Source organism: Veillonella sp. KGMB01456 (assembly GCF_023051165.1).
Taxonomy (GTDB): Bacteria; Bacillota; Negativicutes; order Veillonellales; family Veillonellaceae; genus Veillonella_A.
In genome coordinates, this window is the sequence record NZ_JALKIG010000006.1 from 56,038 (window position 1) to 72,536 (window position 16,499).

The window sequence follows — 16,499 nt, forward strand, 5'->3', positions numbered from 1 at the left end:
CCTTTACAGCTCCTTATATAAGCGCTACGCGCTATTGGTTACAATTATTCAGCGTCGGATTCAGCTGTTGCAACAGGTTCCATTAACTCAGTCAAAGCAAGGCCAAGTTTCTTTTCATCTTTGTTAAGAGAAATAACTTTAACTTCTACTTCTTTACCACGAGTCAAGTAGTCTTCTACTTTAGCATTACGCTGTTTAGTGATCTGAGAAATGTGAAGTAAACCTTGGATGTCGTCGTTAACAGCTACGAATGCACCGTAAGCTACCAAACGAACTACTTTACCGGTAAGAACGTCGCCAACTTTGATAGTTTCTTCAGCTACGTCCCATGGGCTCTTAGTCAATGCTTTCAAGGATAAGGAAAGTTTGTTGCTTTCTGCATCAAAGGATTGCAATTTAACTTCGATTTCCTGGCCTACGGACAATACGTCTTCAACGCGTTTGATTTTGTGCCAAGAAATGTCGGAAATGTGAAGTAAACCTTCGATACCGCCGATATCAACGAAAGCACCATAAGGCATAATTTTACGAACAATACCTTTATAGTTATCGCCAACATGAATGTTTTTCAAGGCTTCTTCCAATTTAGCCTTGCGAGCTACTTCCAATACAGCACGACGGGAAAGAACCAAACGGTTTTTCTTTTCGTCGATTTCCAATACCTTAGCTTCGAATTCAGTACCTACTAAGCTATCGAGAGATTTAACGAAGTGTACATCCCCTTGGGAAAGTGGAATAAAACCACGAAGGGATTTAACAGTTACAACAAGACCTGCAGGGATAGCGTCCACACCTTTACAGATGATTGGTTCGTCTTTTTCCTGAGCTTCCTGTACATACTGCCAATCTTCGTCTTTAGCCAAACGAGTGATGGACAAGTAGATAGGATTGTCTTCCTTGATGTGATTCATAATAACGGCTTTAATCTGATCGCCTTCTTTGAGCACGTCTTTAGCAGAGGCAGGTGCCGGATATGCGATTTCAGTACGATTCAAGGTTGCTTCTGTTTTGTAACCGAAAGAAACATATGCTTTGTCGTCTTCTACGGATACAACAGTACCTTCTACTACAGTGCCTTTCTTAAAGTCTTCTGCCCAGTCAGCTTCGTTAGCTAACAATTGTTCAAATTCATTCATTGTGTCAATGACCTCCTTAATTATCCAGTCGGGTGTCGATGCACCGGCTGTAACCCCTACCGTTTGGACATGGTTGAACCAGTCCAATTGTAATTCAGCAGCGGTCTCTATATGGTAAGTAGTACATCCAACGTCACGACAGACCTCTGCTAATCTGTTTGTGTTGCCGCTGTTCTTACCGCCTACCACAATCATAAGGTCCACCGTTTTTGCGAGTTCTACCGCCGAATTTTGACGTTCTTGAGTAGCTGTGCAAATCGTTTTGAAAACCTTTAGATTTTGAGTTTTTTCCTCTAATATATCTATTATACTTTGAAATTTAAATTGTGAAAAGGTAGTTTGTACAACTACACCCCTATTTTCCACGAAAGGCAGAATTTTAGCTTCTTCTTCAGTTTCTATAACTATGCCTTTGTTTTGTGCCCATAAATTGATACTAATTACCTCAGGATGCTTTTTTTCGCCTAAAATAACAAGCGACATTCCCGAGTCAATGACCGATTTTGCATCTTGTTGAGCTTTTTTTACATGGGGACATGTTGCGTCCACCACTTTAAGTCCTTTATCGGTCGCTTCTTCATACACAGCCGGTCCCACACCATGGGATCGAATGATTACTGTACCGCCGGGAATTTCATCCAGCGAATCCACGGCATACACGCCATGTTCTTCCAAATTGGAAACCACTTGCGGATTATGAATGATAGGACCTAAGGTATAACTGCGCTCTAACTGATCTGATGTGTCTTGAGCCATATTAACAGCCCTCTTCACACCATAACAAAAACCGCAATTTTCTGCAATACGAATTTCCACGCCTGACTCCTTATCGTTTAAAATCCGGATGAGCCACCCGATAGTCAGCCATAAGACCTTCCAGAGCCACCCTGACTTTATCATTTAATTCGGCAATGGCTTCCGGTGTAGGTTTTGCTTTCGCTACGGGAATCGGTTTACCGATTACGGCAGCCACTTGACCGCGTTTCATCTGATACGATCCCATAATAGCCACCGGCACTACGGGTACACCCGTACGAAGCGCCATCGATGCTACGCCGTCATGGAATCGGCCCAACGTATTATCCTTCTTTTGCCGGGTTCCTTCCGGAAAAATGCCGAGCACTAAATTATTCTTCAATAATCCCATAGCATGACGAATGGCGATTTTATCCACGCCGCCACGTTTTAAAGGAAACGCGCCCAACCAGCGACAAAAGAAATTGGAAATCGGATTTTTAAATAATTCTTCTTTGGCCATAAAGCTTACATGGCGCGGCAATGCACGCCCTACGATGCACGGATCGTTGTTGCTCTTATGATTGGGAGCCACAATGACCGGTCCTTCTTTAGGGAAGTTTTCACGGCCTACCACATCCGCTTTATAAATCCAACCATATACGACTTCAAAAGCCGAGCGCCATAAACAATCTGAAAATTTATCCATGAATACGCTCTCCTTTACTTTTCTGTTGCCGTAATCAATTGTACCATACGAGCAGCGGTTTCATCAAAAGATAAATTATCAGAATTGATAACTATCGCTTCCGGTACACATACAAGGGGTGATTCTTTGCGATTCGTATCCATTTCATCGCGTGCCATTACACTTTCTTTAATCGTTTCCAAGGATACGGATTCTTTATCCGGCGTTTCCAACCAGCGCCGTTTGGCGCGAGCTTCTACGGAAGCCGTCAAATAAATTTTTAATTCCGCATTAGGTAAAACCACCGACCCGATATCACGGCCGTCTAATATAACACCCCCTGCACTGGCCATGGCACGTTGCTGTGCCACTAAAAAGTCGCGAACAGCCTTAATGGCTGCAATTTGTGATACGGCACCGTTTACCTCTTGCGTGCGAATTAAGAACGTTACATCCTCACCATTCACAAACACCTTGAAAGCATCTTCGGTAGGTTCCATGCGTAGTGACAAGTCAGGCAATAAAGCTGCTACCGCTGCCTCATCGGTGGGATTTACGCCGGCTTTTAAAACAGCCCACGTAACGGCCCGATACATGGCCCCCGTATCAATATATAAATAGCCAAGCTGTTTGGCTACGGCTTTAGAAATACTACTTTTACCGGCCCCGGCAGGACCGTCAACAGCTACCGCAATACGCTGTTTACTCATCAAAAAACTCCTCTCCGTAACATGCTTAGTCGGCTGCTTCACCGTGTACGGCATGCTGTGCCGCCACATAGCCGGTGGCAAACGCCGCCTGCAAATTGAAACCGCCCGTAAAAGCATCAATATCCAATACTTCACCGGCACCGTAAAGTCCTGAAATCAATTTAGATTCCATTGTTTTCGGTACAAATTCCTTAACCGAAATGCCGCCCGCTGTTACGATGGCTTCCGCAATAGGTCGCATCTGTTTAAACGTCAAAGGCATATGCTGTAACACGTGAACCAAGCGTTGGCGCTCTTCACGGCTGATTTGATTAATAAATTTATCCGGCGTAAGATTCGCTAATTCTATAATAACAGGAATTAAGCGTTGTGGTAAGAGGTCTTTTAAACCATTTGCCAATTGTTTTTTGGAATAGGTCACAAAATCTCGCTGCACACGCTGATCCAGCTGCTCCTGCGTTAAAGCCGGTTTTAAATTAATCTCTAAACCGATAGTGCCTATATTCTTTTTCTTCATTAACTTACCAACTGTATGACTTAAAGATAAAACAATCGGGCCGGTAATCCCGAAATGAGTAAACATCATTTCACCGAATTGTTTATCCTGCACTTTATCTTTAGCCACAGCCGACAATTCCACATTACGAAGACTTAAACCCATTAAATCTTTAACCCACGGTTCCTTCGTCTCCAAAGGTACCAATGACGGACGTAAATCCGTCACCGTATGGCCCACCTCTTTAGCCATAGCATAGCCGTCACCGGTAGAACCGGTAAGCGGGTAGGACAAGCCTCCGGTTGCTAAAATAACCGCATCGCCATAATAGGTTTCTTTATCGGTTACAACGCCTTGAACCTTATTGTCTTTTACAATAATATGCTTAACAGCTTCATTTAAATGTAAAATGCCGCCATAGCCTTTATACACTCGCATATACATATCGCGCACTTCAAGAGCCGAATCGGACACTGGAAAAACTCGGCCGCCGCGCTCTACTTTAGTAGCCAACTTCCATTCATGGAGTAAATCCAATAAATCGCGATTGTCAAACTGCTGATAAGCACTCATGAGGAACTTACCGTTCCCCGGTGTTTTCGCGATAAAATCACTGATAGGCGCATCATTGGTAATATTACAACGCCCTTTGCCGGTAATGCCCATCTTTTTACCTATCATGTTCATTTTTTCGATTAACGTTACTTTAGCGCCTTCACGAGCGGCAATAGTAGCTGCCATAAGACCGGCTGCACCGGCTCCCACTACGATGATATGTTTCATGGTCTGCCTCCACCGGAACGACGTTTAGCACCACGCACCGCGCCGTTACGACCGAACTGTTTTTTATTGTCTTTCGCCGGCATTTTACGACCTTTAGCGCCGTCGCCGGGTCCTTTGCCGAATGGTAATTTGCAGAGTGCTTTTAACTGACGCAGTTCTTCCCCCGTAAGTTTACGATAAGCACCACGTTTTACTCCGGCTAAGGTAAGTCCGCCGTAAGCAATGCGTTTTAAGTTGTACACACTATATTTAAAATGCTCAAACATACGGCGTACCTGGCGATTGCGACCTTCGTGAATGGTAATCTCAACCAACGTAGTGTTCGTCTTGCTGTCAAAACCGTAATCTACGATTTCTGCCGGCGAGGTAGGACCATCTTCCAAAGTAATACCCGCACTCAATGCCTCCAAATGCTCATCCAAAACACGACCTTTGATTTTAACTTCATAGGTCTTGGTCACACCTTGTGACGGATGCATTAAAGCCTGAGCCAAGGTACCGTCATTGGTGAATAACAACAAACCTTCCGTGTTGTAGTCAAGGCGGCCTACCGGATATACTCGATTTTTAATGTCTTTCAAATAATCCATTACCGTAGCGCGTCCCTGTGGATCGCCAACTGAAGTAATGCTGCCTTTCGGCTTGTTAAAAATATAATATTCCAATGCTTCCGGTTCAATACGCTGACCGTCAATTTTAACGCGGTCCACGGCAGGATTAATTTTAACCCCCAATTCCGTAACCTGACGACCGTTTACCTGTACCTTACCGGCCACGATTAGTTCTTCCGCCTTGCGCCTTGATGCATAACCGCAGCGACTGATATATTTTTGCAAACGTTCTTGTTCCATAGTCTGCTCCTTTCCCTTATTCCGTAATCTCACGGGCTTCATGAGCCTCAATCGTATTGTTATTTTCACCGTCAATTGTCGGACTTTCATGGTCTTCGTCGGCTTCAATAGTGTTATTTCTTTCAACAGTAACTGCCACACTGTTATCGACGGCTACTTCACGCTTTAAGGTTTCCACCGATTCTATGCCCACACTGCGCAAAAATGTATCGGTCGTACCGTACAATACAGGCCGGCCGATGCTTTCCTTACGGCCCAGTTCCATAACTAAATCGCGGTTCACTAAATGCTTTAAAACTTTTTCACAATTCACACCGCGCACTTCTTCAATTTCACTTTTCGTAACCGGCTGCTTAAAGGCAATAACCGCCAACGTTTCCATCGCTGCCGGCGACAAGCGGTCTTCCCGTTGGCGAATCTTACTCACATATTCACTGCTCTCCGGCGCACTTACAAGCTCGGCTCCGACGCCGCTTACTTTTAAACGAAGACCTCGTTTATCAACCACCAGTCGATTGGCATATTCCTCCAATAACGCTTCGGCCTCTTCAGTTGCACAATCAAATAGTTCGCCAAGCAGTGTGATAGGCACCGGTTTGGCTGCTGAAAAAAGAACTGCTTCCAAATGGGCGAGCAGCGATGTATCGCTTGGCTGATTCACATCTGTCATAGTTTGTTACTCACCTTTCTAACTAATATACGCTTACTTATGTAATATCTTAATCTAGTCGATTAAATAGCTATGCCTGTATTGCCATAATAAGCATAATCGAAAAATCTATTATAAACTGACCTAGACAATTTCACTGACTAAGGTTACATCCTTTAACGAACCGTCATTAGGCCCTTCCGTCACTGAGTGTATAGTAAAAATTTGACGCTTCAATAATTCCAAAACAGCAATAAACATAGTCACTTTGGCAGCCCGTACTGTTACCTCATTAAGCAAAGCTACAAAGCTGAGTCGGCGTTGTTGTTTGGCCCTCATAAGCAAAGAATCAATCGTATCTTCCAAGCTGTAAGCCTCTTTTTCAACCTTTACCTTTGGCGGTTCCGGCACCGTTTCATCCACTCTATCAATACAAGATTTAAATAAACTGTACAATTGGGCGATGTCAAAACGAAATACCGTTTCCTGACCCCATTGGCTCAACGAATCGGGCCGGCTAAAGCTCTGACTGCTCGCTTCGGAGCGCTCGGTCAATGCCTCGGTCAATTCTTTGATTTGCTTATATTCAAGCAAATTAGCCACTAATTCGTCACGGGGATCTTCTTCCTCTTCCGGATTGAGTGGTGCGTTTCTTGGCAACAGCATGCGGGATTTAATCTGTAACAGCGTAGCCGCCATAACCAAAAACTCACTGCTGTAATGAATATCAAAGGTCTGCCATTCTTCAAGCTGCGCCATATATTGCGACGTAATTTCCACAATGGGAATGTCGTAAATATCTATTTTATGTTTTTCTATCAAATGGAGTAATAAATCCAATGGCCCTTCAAAAACGGCCAGCTTATACTCATAGGGTTTCATCATATCTCCTTACGATTCGGCAAACAAATAAGAGGGGTTATACGCCCCTCTTTATGTTGTCACGAAGTCTCGATAACCTTTTTTTAATTGTATCATAGAAAAATAACCTTTAACAACCGTCAAAGTATGTAAAAAAGCATATTAAACCTTGTATTTTTACTATATTTCTGCTATCGTATTGATGTTATTATAATATAAAGGAAATGCGTTATGAAAACTCTTATATCATGGTGGCGCAATGCCGTCGTTCAGGCAATTTTGTGGTGTGTCCTCATCTTTGCCGCTTTTTATTTTATTTACGAACCTATTGCCTTTGGCTTTGATTGGGAAGATATTCTTTTGTTATCCCTCCCCTTATTATTGGGGCTGTCCATTTTCCAGCAACTTATGCGCAGTACTTTATGGCATCGTGCCTTCTTGGGGCATGGCCTTTTGGGCATTGCCTGGGCTTTAACCTATCCTTTGTTATATCATTGGTCCTATACGAAGCCCTTTTATTTTTACGAATTCTTCCCGGATTTCTTATTTGGCTTTCTACTCTTTGTGGGGCTCAGCTTACTCCACTATTTCATGGTACACCATCTGCCATACCGCCGATCTTTAAGCATCCTTATCGCACTCATCCAGTGGCTTTTGTCTTTGATTCCGTTAATTCAAATCGGCTACTATATTAACACGTGGCATTGTTTGACGCCGGCCACCTTAATGGCCCTGTATCAAACAAATCCGGAAGAAGCTTTCGGCTTTTTAAAAAGCTCCGCCGGTATTCCAGGCCTAATCGGCATCGGCATCGGCAATGTACTCTTATTCCTGTTTTACTACTGGTCAAACCAAGGGATGAATCTCTTGTCCCGTCGCGATATGATGACAAGATTGCGTTTAGGCATACTCAGCATCGCCTGTCTTGCCTGTGTAATCTACTTGCCTTTTGGTTTTATGAAAACGGACATTGTTAAAAACTGGACTGATGTCGCTACATATATGAAAGAGTTACAACAATACAGTGACAAACATCATGAAATCTACAATGACTTACATCTCGAAACAGATGAAACCGCGGCCAACGGGGCGCCTGGTACTATAATCCTCGTTATCGGTGAATCGGCTTCGCGCAATTACATGAAAGTCTATAATCCAAGCTTTGCTTACGATGATACACCATGGCAAAGCGAAATGACGGCCTCAAATCCTGATTTTATCTTCTTTAAAAACGCCTATTCGTCTTATGTACAAACAGTACCTACCTTAGAACGGGCTCTTACGGAGCGCAATCAATACGATGATAAGCCGTTCTTGGATTCTGCCAATATTCTCGATGTGGCTAAAAAAGCCGGTTACTACACGAGTTGGTTTAGCAACCAAGGTGTTTACGGTGAATACGATACGGCTATCTCCTTAATTGCCAAAACGGCAGACAGACCTTTATGGGCTCATGAAGCATATATGTTCTCCGATAAGTACGACGGTGTTATTTTACCGCTGCTCCAACAAGTAGAACCATACAAAAATAACTTTATTGTTATTCATATCATGGGCAGTCATATTTATTATAATGACCGCTATCCTCATGAATTCAGTAAATGGAAAGTCGGCGAAGTACCAAAAGGCAAGGAAGCCTATGCCAACAGCCAACTCTATACGGATTGGGTATTACAGCAAATTTATACCTATGCTAAGGATCACTTAAATCTGCAGGCCATGATTTATTTCTCCGACCACGGGGAAAGCCTCAATTATTCCCACAATCCAGACATTTTTGATTTCGACATGGCCCGCATTCCTCTATGGGTTTACTTATCGCCAACCTACGAAGAAGCCTATCCGGAAACGACGGCTATTCTGCGCGACCATGAAAACAAATATTTCACCAACGATTTACTCTACGACTTAGTGTCCGGTATCTTACAGGCACCGACTAATCGTTATGATCGGACTAGAGACTTCTCTAATCCGAACTATCGCTTCAACAAGTATAATTTAACGACTCTTTTAGGTCAGGAACCATTAACCAATGACCCGGAAGCAGCCGCACCGGAGCGATAACAGTTCGAGTTACATTCGAAGCGAATAAAAACAAAAACACACAAAAAGCGAGTCCCCATCAGAAGCGGGACTCGCTTTTATTTACGTTATTATTTTGGTCGGTATTGATTAAACTAAAGGTAATGATAAATGCACAACCGTACGAACCGGTTTTTTCACATTGCGGTCAGTGCTCTTAAAGCCCAAGGCTTTGTATAATTCTTTGGCACTTTCCATGCTAGGCAAGGAATCCAATAGAAGCGTCTTATAACCTTTTTCTTTAGCTTCTTCTACAAGAATGTGAGCAATATTCATACCGAGGCCGGTACGACGAAATTCAGGGCGTACATAAAGACGCTTCATTTCAGCTGTTTCATAGTTAACATGGCGTAAAGCTACGCAGCCGGCCGGTACATCATCTACAAAGGCAATGTATAACGCTTCACGGTCGCCTTTATACTTTTCTTCCAAGCCTTCAAATTCTTTCACATTGGCAGCAACACCTAAGGAACGTACATAATCAACAAATAGTTTCTTTACTTCATCAATATACTCGTGACCATCACGAAGTTCAAAATTCATACGAAATCCTCCTTTAGCTATACCATAGTATGTATCTGTACCAAAATATACATGATTAATTACTCTAAATATATAGTTCGCTATAGGAGGAAAAAAGTCCTTCTTTATTTCAAAAAAAAATAGACTGAATTTTCATTCAGTCTAAATGGTGCCGAGGACCGGAATCGAACCGGTACGGTTGTCTCCAACCGACGGATTTTAAGTCCGTTGCGTCTGCCTGTTCCGCCACCCCGGCATGGGTAGAAAAATATGGAGGCGGCACCCAGAATCGAACTGGGGAATAAAGGTTTTGCAGACCTCTGCCTTACCGCTTGGCTATGCCGCCAAATAAATGGAGCGGAAAACGAGATTCGAACTCGCGACCCCCGCCTTGGCAAGGCGGTGCTCTACCACTGAGCTATTTCCGCATAAATGGTGCCCCAGGACAGAATCGAACTGTCGACACAAGGATTTTCAGTCCTTTGCTCTACCGACTGAGCTACCGGGGCGAACGTGGCGACCCCGATCAGATTTGAACTGACGATCTTCGCCGTGACAGGGCGACATGTTAACCGCTACACCACGGGGCCGTATACGTTACTTTGTTATTATAGGGGTTTCAGCAACAATTGTCAAGCAACTTTTTGAAAAGTTTTTACATGCTTTTGACTGTTTCATTACTTTCGCCGCCCTTAGCAACGAAAATTATTCTACCATTTTTCAGAGTACTTTGTCTAGTATAAATTTAATATTTTATTTCAATTTAATTAAATTCTTTCAAAGGCTGTAAAAACGGGTTATGAGCCAACTCTTCTTTAATCATTGTATCCTCTGCATGACCGGGATGAACGATTAAATCAGGGTCCCATGTCATAATGTGGCGAAGCGAAGTTTTAAGCACCGCATCATCCCCATTATAGTTATTCGTAGCCCCTACTGAATTTTTGAACAAAGTATCTCCGGTAAACAGATGATTCCCCCACTGTATAATAACGCTTCCTTTGCTGTGTCCCGGCGTTTCATGCACATAGAGGTCAAATACCCCGAGCTTAAGAGTTCCTTCCTTTAAGTGCAAATACGGGGACTGAAAGAGGCCTTTATAGGCCGATGGCATCCGCCGTTTGGCATGTAGCAATTCATCATCCCCGGGATGCATATATAAAGGAACAGGACGTTCTTTCAAAACACCGTCAACGGCACACACATGATCGCAGTGACCATGTGTGAGTACAACGCCTTGAAGGTCCGCTTCCCCTACCATTTCAAGGACTTTATGAGCATGAAAGCCCGGATCTATGATAAGCGCCTGGCCGGCCTCTTTTAAAACATAACAATTTGCCTTATATAAGCCTAAAGGCTGTTTTAAAATTTCCATAAAGTCCTCCTATTCAAGTCATACGTTGAGCCTTCTATTCAATTCATACGTTAGGCCTTCTATCATGGCTATTAATCACCAGTGAGTAAAAAGTGTTAAGGCTCTAGCCTCTGCGATGAGTACCTACCGGTTGCAATACCTTATAGGAACGTTTGCGACGTTTAAGGAAATAGCCCTGCCAAAAATCAGGATGCAGTAATACAAGTAAGGTAAACAATTCCAAACGACCGAGCAACATATCGATTACACAAATTATTTTAGCCATCGGATGAAGCACCGCAAAAGAGCCTTGCGGCCCCAGTTTGCCGAACGCAAGGCCTACGTTCCCCAAAATCCCCGCTACACATTGTAAAGATTCACCGAAACTAAGGCCTGTAGCGGCAATGCCCAACGCAGAAATAGCAAATACAGTCATATATAGGAAAAAGAACTGCTGCGTCATTTGAACCCATTTTTGCGGCATAGATTTGCCATTAATCGTAATGGTCTGCACCATATCGGGATGAATAGCCTTACGCAAATAAATAATACTGCTTTTAATTAAAATAATGATACGAATAATTTTAATACCGCCCGTAGTAGACCCGCTACAACCACCGAAGAACATTGACATAAAAAGCATCATTTGTGCGAGCGGCGACCATACATCATAGTTGCCAAGAACCAATCCGGAACCGGTTTGCATCGACACAATCATGAATACAGCCCGGTTAAAGGAGGTACCGGAGGAAAAATTATCGGCCATATATAAAGCATACATTACAATGATTGACCCGATAAACAGAATCAATAAATACATGCGATATTCAAAATCCTGCCAAACCGCTTTGAGACCTCGTTGGAATACGGCATAGTATACGGTAAAGTTACCACCCGCCAAAATCATAAAAAAGATTAAAATCCAGCGAATAGCCCAATTTTCCGTATAAATATCAACGACTCCGTCGTTTGGTATATAACCACCGGTGGCAATCGTGGTAAACGTCATGTTAATGGCGTCAAAATACGACATACCGGCAATTACTAACGCGCTGAAACATACGGCTGTAAATAATAAATAAATAGTCCATAATTTAAAAGCCATAGAACGAATGCGCGGCAATACCACACCGGGACGCGGTACCGAAGCTTCAGCGTTGAACAAATGAGCCGAATCAGCGCCTAAGTTCTTAAGGAAGGCCAGCACCAATACGACAATCCCCATACCGCCAAGCCAATGAGTGAGGCTGCGCCACAGCACAAAACTTTTGGGTAAGCTGTCCAACTCTTCCACCACAGACGCACCGGTAGCCGTTATCCCCGATACCGACTCAAATAAAGAATCTATAAATGTTGGCAAAACGCCGCCGAAGTAAAACGGTAAAGAGGCAAAAAAGGATACCAAAATCCAGATAGAACTAACGGTCAAAAAACCGTCGCGCAAACTGTAACTTGTACTCGGCTGCCCGTAATAATACAATAAACTGCCCGTTACAGCCGCCATAATGGAGGCGCCGATAAAAGAAAAATATGACTCACCAACCGTCAAACCGTAAATGAACGGAACCCACATAATTCCTGCAACAATGAGGATTAACTGCCCCACTAATCGCATGACAATCTGTATACGCATAGGACACCTCGATTAAACCGGCTTCAAATACGTTAATAGTTTATTAACATGATTCGGCAACGTAAAGAAAACAATATGGTCATTGGCAAAAAGCACCGTATTACCTGTCGGCACGATAGTGGAACCATCACGTACAACAGCACCTACCAAGGCTTTACCGGGGAGCTTCAAGTCTTTCAAAGCACAACCCACAAGCGGCGATACCGGACTCAATACCACTTCCACGGCTTCTGCTTTGGAGCCTTCAAAGGTGGAAATGCTCACTACATTTTCACCGCGTCGTACCATACGTAAAATCTCGCCGGATGTCAATAGGCGCGGCGAAAATACAATATCAATCCCCACTTGTTCCATAAGGACAATATATTCCGGTCGACCAACGCGCACAATTGTCTTTGGCACACCTAAATGTTTGCCCAATAATGCTACCAGCAGATTCAATTTATCATCATCAGTAAGGCAGATAATAGCATCACAATCGGAAATTTCTTCCGCTTCCAATAAATTCATATCTGTGCCGTCACCATTGATAACCATGGCATTCTCTACCATAGAGGCCAGCAGCTCACAGCGCTCCATGTCTTTTTCGATAACTTTAACCATGTAACCGGCTCGATCGAGGAGAACCGCTAAATTGCGACCGATAAGGCCGGCCCCAATCAATAGAATACGCTTGGTTTGCTCCATCATGGCTTCTTCGTGGAATTCTTCGGCTATTTTCAAAATAGCGTCTTTCGCCCCCAAAAAGAATACTTTATCCATATTCAACAGACGACTTTCCCCATGAGGAATAGTCATTTCGCCGTTCCGGAGAATGCCTACAATAATAACACCTTCCGGAAATTGAATATCCCGCAAACGTTGGTTAATATAAGGAACGTCTTCATGCATCTTAAATTCCATGAGACGGACAGCCCCACTGGCAAAATCCTCCACATCAAGAGCTGCCGGAGTCTGTAATACCTGCACAATTTCTTGAGCCGATACCATCTCCGGATTAATAAATAAATCAACCCCTAATTGTTCCTGTAACTCGCGGTTTTCTTCTCTCAAGTAATCATTATCACGAACACGAGCTATAGTACGAGGAATCCCGCCGATTTTTGCCACCGAACAAGCCAGCATATTTACTTCATCGGAATCCGTAACGGCGATGAGCATACCCACATCATCCATACCGATTTCTTTAAGTAATTGTAAACTGCTGCCGTTACCTTGAACGAGACTTACATCTAAGCTGTTCTCCAGATTACGGATGCGCTCTGCCGATTTTTCAATAATATATACATCATGTTCATCTTGCACGAGGCGCTGTGCTACGGAATAGCCAACCTTACCGGCGCCTACCACAATAATTTTCATAATTAATCAACCCTCAAATTCAATATGTCGGTAAATGCAAAGAAAGGCGTAATTGATTACGCCTTCTATTTGCCGTCACTACGCCTTACGAGTATCCTCTTTGGCTTCCTTACCTGTGTCAGACGCTTCGGTTACACCTGCACTTTGGGGTGCGTCACCGTTTGTCTTACTTTTCACAAGTTCCTCAGCCGCTGTTTTACCCGTTTCGGTCAATAAGGTCCAGCCTTCTTCCTGAATAACCTTACCTTCTTTCATTAAATGACCTACAGCACGTTTAAAGGCTGCTTTACTGAAACCGAATTTTGCTTTAATAATATCAGACGATGATTTATCACTGTATGGCATACGGCCATTACGCTGATATAAATATTCCAATAACACTTCGCCATCAATGGTCAAAGCCGTTTCTTTTACAGGACGCATGGAAACGTTAACACGTCCGTCATCACGTTTATAGGTAACGCGAGCATCAATCAATTCGCCCACCTTCAAATGATGTGTCATTTCACTGTTATGAATAAACGCAATCCAACGTTCCGGGGTGATAAAAAAAGCACCATCGGAGGTGAAATTATAGATGGCACCACGCACCATTTGTCCGACTTTAGCTTCCGTAGCCGGTTTAGAGGCACGGCGCATAGCATCATCCACATCCATAGAAACAGCTAAACGACCGGACTTATCCGTATATAAACGAACCCAGACTTTCTCGCCTAATTGCGGACGACCGCGCATTTCTGCGTGTGGCATAAATATGCCGCGTTCGGTACCCACTTCGACGAAAACACCGAATTGAGTCTTATTTATTACTTCCACATAGCCGATTTGACCTTCTTTAATAGCCGGCAAACGCATACTGGCGGTGAGACGACCTTTCGGATCTTTGTACAAGAATACCGGTACTTCATCGCCGATTTTCACCGGTGCGGTCTGTTGATCCTTATGAAGTAAAATGTCATCATTGGTATTGCCCGTACCACCGTCCAAGAACGAACCTTGGTCGCTTTGACGTAACACTTTCAGCGTGGCTAATGTGTTTTCAGATAATTGTGTTGCCATATTAAGCCCCTGTAAATTCTACGCGAGCCGCATCATTCCAAAGCTGTTCCAAGCCGTAGAAAGAGCGTGTTTCCTGCCCGCCGAAGACATGACAGATAATATCGCCGAAGTCCAAAAGAATCCATTCCCCTTCGTGATAACCTTCACGATGAAGCACGGTAGTGCCTACTTCAGCCCCTTTATCTTCAATTTCATCGGCAATACTCTGTGCCTGTTTTACGTTGGACGCACTCACCAATACGAAATAATCCGCTAAACTGGATAAACCTTCCAAATCCAAAATGGCAATGTCTGTACCTTTTTTGTCAAAACCTGCTTGTGCCAATGCTAATGCCACGTCTTTAATTTCTTGTTTCTCTTTCATGAAATCTCCTTTTTATAATCATCGCCAACAATAAACTATAAAAATAAATACAATATATTGTCACGACTAACCGTTACAACCCCTATAATTATTTTAACAATTATAATGCTGTTTATAACATAGTAAATTAATATTTAGCCTTCTTTGGCGTTACCGGCCGAAGTATTTTTCGAATCATCAGTTGTCCCGTCGCCACCGCCTTCAATCGGTGCATTGCCTAAGGTAATGCCCAATAATTGCTGCGCTTCTACCGGGTCGTAGGTCCAGAATATTTCGCCGTTAAGCACTTCCCTGGTGCCCGGTAAAATATAGTACTGAATATTATTACCGGTAAGACTGCCCAAACTCATAACCAGTTTAACTGCGTCAGTCGTACTGATATTAGAATCATAGTGGCTCCAGAGGCGCCACACATGCCACATGCGGGAAATAGTAAAAGTATCTTCCTGAGAACTCAATAATTGTTTTAAAAACCGTTCTTGACGCTGGGTACGACTGAATGCATTTTTATCGGCATCCACAAAGCGCACATATTGATACGCTTTATCCGCATCCAATGTTTGATATCCACGTGCCAAATTGACATCGGCTGTATCGGTAGCGTCGTCAATATGTACCATTTCTTTTTCCACATACATATCTTGAGAACCCAGTACATCAAGGGTATCTTTAAAAGCCGCCTCGTCGACCACCACATAATAGGGAATGGGAATATGGAATAAATCTTCCACCACGGCCTTAGTAAGTTCAATATTACCGCTGCTATACATGGTATTAATCATAGACACGGACTTATTGTCACGGCTGTAAATTTTTGTATTGGACGGGATGCCGATTACATCAATATTTTTTTGTTGTTCATTTACGGATAGTAAAAAGAGAGCATCCCCTTGTGCCGGATTATTGCTATCTTTACCTACCAATAAAATATAAATCGGCTTATCCAGCGACTTTTGTTCTAAAGGAATTGTCGATACTTGATTTGGCTCTGACGGTGGTGCCACATCGGCCGTCGTTGTTGTCTCGGTCGTAGCTGACCCGCCAAAATAACTTACCGCTGCCTGATAACCGCGCCATAAACCAAAACCGATACCGCCTACCAGGACTATGAGTATTATCAAAGCTAAGATAACCCGTCCCCAACGTACTTTGGGTTTTCTTCGCCCCCGCCGAGTCGGTCTTTTACGCACTTCTTCTTCCATACTACACGCACC

Annotated in this window: 14 protein-coding genes, 5 tRNA genes and 1 pseudogene; 1 reads left to right on the forward strand and 19 read right to left on the reverse strand. The window is 43.4% G+C overall.

Annotated elements, in window-relative coordinates:
* Positions 1-44: 44 nt before the first annotated feature.
* From MXE28_RS03060 to MXE28_RS03090, 7 genes and pseudogenes are all read right to left on the reverse strand, one after another.
* A complete protein-coding gene (locus MXE28_RS03060; RefSeq protein WP_226974102.1) occupies positions 45-1,952 on the reverse strand; it encodes a bifunctional 4-hydroxy-3-methylbut-2-enyl diphosphate reductase/30S ribosomal protein S1 in 1,908 nt (635 codons plus the stop codon).
* 10 nt (positions 1,953-1,962) lie between these two features.
* Positions 1,963-2,580 carry a lysophospholipid acyltransferase family protein gene (locus tag MXE28_RS03065; RefSeq protein ID WP_247239796.1) on the reverse strand — a complete coding sequence of 206 codons (618 nt, stop codon included), beginning with the start codon at positions 2,578-2,580 and terminating at the stop codon, positions 1,963-1,965.
* A gap of 14 nt (positions 2,581-2,594) precedes the next feature.
* Entirely contained in the window at positions 2,595-3,269 is a 675-nt protein-coding gene (gene cmk, locus MXE28_RS03070) for a (d)CMP kinase (RefSeq protein ID WP_226974100.1), read from the reverse strand.
* A 25-nt stretch (positions 3,270-3,294) separates the two neighbouring features.
* Positions 3,295-4,548 (reverse strand): NAD(P)/FAD-dependent oxidoreductase, encoded by a 1,254-nt coding sequence (locus MXE28_RS03075; RefSeq protein WP_247239798.1) that lies wholly within the window; start codon positions 4,546-4,548, stop codon positions 3,295-3,297.
* A gap of 134 nt (positions 4,549-4,682) precedes the next feature.
* Positions 4,683-5,399: pseudogene (locus MXE28_RS03080) on the reverse strand (pseudouridine synthase); the annotation flags it as partial.
* A 16-nt stretch (positions 5,400-5,415) separates the two neighbouring features.
* Positions 5,416-6,069, reverse strand: a complete 654-nt coding sequence (gene scpB / locus MXE28_RS03085; protein ID WP_247239800.1) for an SMC-Scp complex subunit ScpB — start codon at positions 6,067-6,069, stop codon at positions 5,416-5,418.
* A gap of 123 nt (positions 6,070-6,192) precedes the next feature.
* Positions 6,193-6,933, reverse strand: coding sequence for a segregation/condensation protein A (locus MXE28_RS03090; protein WP_247239802.1), 741 nt, complete (start codon positions 6,931-6,933; stop codon positions 6,193-6,195).
* 207 nt (positions 6,934-7,140) lie between these two features.
* Here MXE28_RS03090 and MXE28_RS03095 point away from each other — a divergent pair, with 207 nt between their 5' ends.
* Positions 7,141-8,973 carry a phosphoethanolamine transferase gene (locus MXE28_RS03095; protein WP_247239804.1) on the forward strand — a complete coding sequence of 611 codons (1,833 nt, stop codon included), beginning with the start codon at positions 7,141-7,143 and terminating at the stop codon, positions 8,971-8,973.
* A 108-nt stretch (positions 8,974-9,081) separates the two neighbouring features.
* Here the strand turns inward: MXE28_RS03095 and MXE28_RS03100 are convergent, their stop codons facing one another.
* The 12 genes from MXE28_RS03100 to MXE28_RS03155 form a co-directional block, all read right to left on the reverse strand.
* A complete protein-coding gene (locus MXE28_RS03100) occupies positions 9,082-9,534 on the reverse strand; it encodes a GNAT family N-acetyltransferase (protein WP_021840641.1) in 453 nt (150 codons plus the stop codon).
* Positions 9,535-9,680: 146 nt separating this feature from the next.
* A tRNA-Leu gene (locus MXE28_RS03105) sits at positions 9,681-9,769 on the reverse strand.
* Positions 9,770-9,784: 15 nt separating this feature from the next.
* Positions 9,785-9,859, reverse strand: a tRNA-Cys gene (locus MXE28_RS03110).
* Positions 9,860-9,866: 7 nt separating this feature from the next.
* Positions 9,867-9,941, reverse strand: a tRNA-Gly gene (locus MXE28_RS03115).
* A gap of 5 nt (positions 9,942-9,946) precedes the next feature.
* Positions 9,947-10,022 (reverse strand) — tRNA-Phe (locus MXE28_RS03120).
* A gap of 5 nt (positions 10,023-10,027) precedes the next feature.
* Positions 10,028-10,103: transfer RNA gene (locus tag MXE28_RS03125), tRNA-Asp, on the reverse strand.
* A gap of 173 nt (positions 10,104-10,276) precedes the next feature.
* The gene (locus tag MXE28_RS03130) at positions 10,277-10,888 is read right to left on the reverse strand and encodes an MBL fold metallo-hydrolase (RefSeq protein ID WP_021840642.1); all 612 of its coding nucleotides are present in this window, start codon (positions 10,886-10,888) and stop codon (positions 10,277-10,279) included.
* Positions 10,889-10,991: 103 nt separating this feature from the next.
* On the reverse strand, positions 10,992-12,500 hold the full coding sequence (locus tag MXE28_RS03135) for a TrkH family potassium uptake protein (protein ID WP_021840643.1): 1,509 nt from the start codon (positions 12,498-12,500) through the stop codon (positions 10,992-10,994).
* Between the two features lie 12 nt (positions 12,501-12,512).
* Positions 12,513-13,862 (reverse strand): Trk system potassium transporter TrkA, encoded by a 1,350-nt coding sequence (gene trkA / locus MXE28_RS03140; RefSeq protein ID WP_021840644.1) that lies wholly within the window; start codon positions 13,860-13,862, stop codon positions 12,513-12,515.
* A gap of 78 nt (positions 13,863-13,940) precedes the next feature.
* Complete coding sequence (locus MXE28_RS03145; protein ID WP_021840645.1) at positions 13,941-14,921, reverse strand: S1-like domain-containing RNA-binding protein; 981 nt, start codon at positions 14,919-14,921, stop codon at positions 13,941-13,943.
* Position 14,922: 1 nt separating this feature from the next.
* Entirely contained in the window at positions 14,923-15,285 is a 363-nt protein-coding gene (gene rsfS, locus MXE28_RS03150; RefSeq protein WP_247239806.1) for a ribosome silencing factor, read from the reverse strand.
* Between the two features lie 134 nt (positions 15,286-15,419).
* Complete coding sequence (locus MXE28_RS03155) at positions 15,420-16,487, reverse strand: LCP family protein (RefSeq protein ID WP_021840647.1); 1,068 nt, start codon at positions 16,485-16,487, stop codon at positions 15,420-15,422.
* Positions 16,488-16,499: the final 12 nt, after the last annotated feature.

Coding starts and splice junctions, on each gene's coding strand:
- MXE28_RS03065 (WP_247239796.1), bottom strand. CDS start 2,580: ATGGATAAATTTTCAGATTGTTTATGGCGCTCGGCTTTTGAAGTCGTA.
- cmk (WP_226974100.1), bottom strand. CDS start 3,269: ATGAGTAAACAGCGTATTGCGGTAGCTGTTGACGGTCCTGCCGGGGCC.
- MXE28_RS03075 (WP_247239798.1), bottom strand. CDS start 4,548: ATGAAACATATCATCGTAGTGGGAGCCGGTGCAGCCGGTCTTATGGCA.
- scpB (WP_247239800.1), bottom strand. CDS start 6,069: ATGACAGATGTGAATCAGCCAAGCGATACATCGCTGCTCGCCCATTTG.
- MXE28_RS03090 (WP_247239802.1), bottom strand. CDS start 6,933: ATGATGAAACCCTATGAGTATAAGCTGGCCGTTTTTGAAGGGCCATTG.
- MXE28_RS03095 (WP_247239804.1), top strand. CDS start 7,141: ATGAAAACTCTTATATCATGGTGGCGCAATGCCGTCGTTCAGGCAATT.
- MXE28_RS03100 (WP_021840641.1), bottom strand. CDS start 9,534: ATGAATTTTGAACTTCGTGATGGTCACGAGTATATTGATGAAGTAAAG.
- MXE28_RS03130 (WP_021840642.1), bottom strand. CDS start 10,888: ATGGAAATTTTAAAACAGCCTTTAGGCTTATATAAGGCAAATTGTTAT.
- MXE28_RS03135 (WP_021840643.1), bottom strand. CDS start 12,500: ATGCGTATACAGATTGTCATGCGATTAGTGGGGCAGTTAATCCTCATT.
- trkA (WP_021840644.1), bottom strand. CDS start 13,862: ATGAAAATTATTGTGGTAGGCGCCGGTAAGGTTGGCTATTCCGTAGCA.
- MXE28_RS03145 (WP_021840645.1), bottom strand. CDS start 14,921: ATGGCAACACAATTATCTGAAAACACATTAGCCACGCTGAAAGTGTTA.
- rsfS (WP_247239806.1), bottom strand. CDS start 15,285: ATGAAAGAGAAACAAGAAATTAAAGACGTGGCATTAGCATTGGCACAA.
- MXE28_RS03155 (WP_021840647.1), bottom strand. CDS start 16,487: ATGGAAGAAGAAGTGCGTAAAAGACCGACTCGGCGGGGGCGAAGAAAA.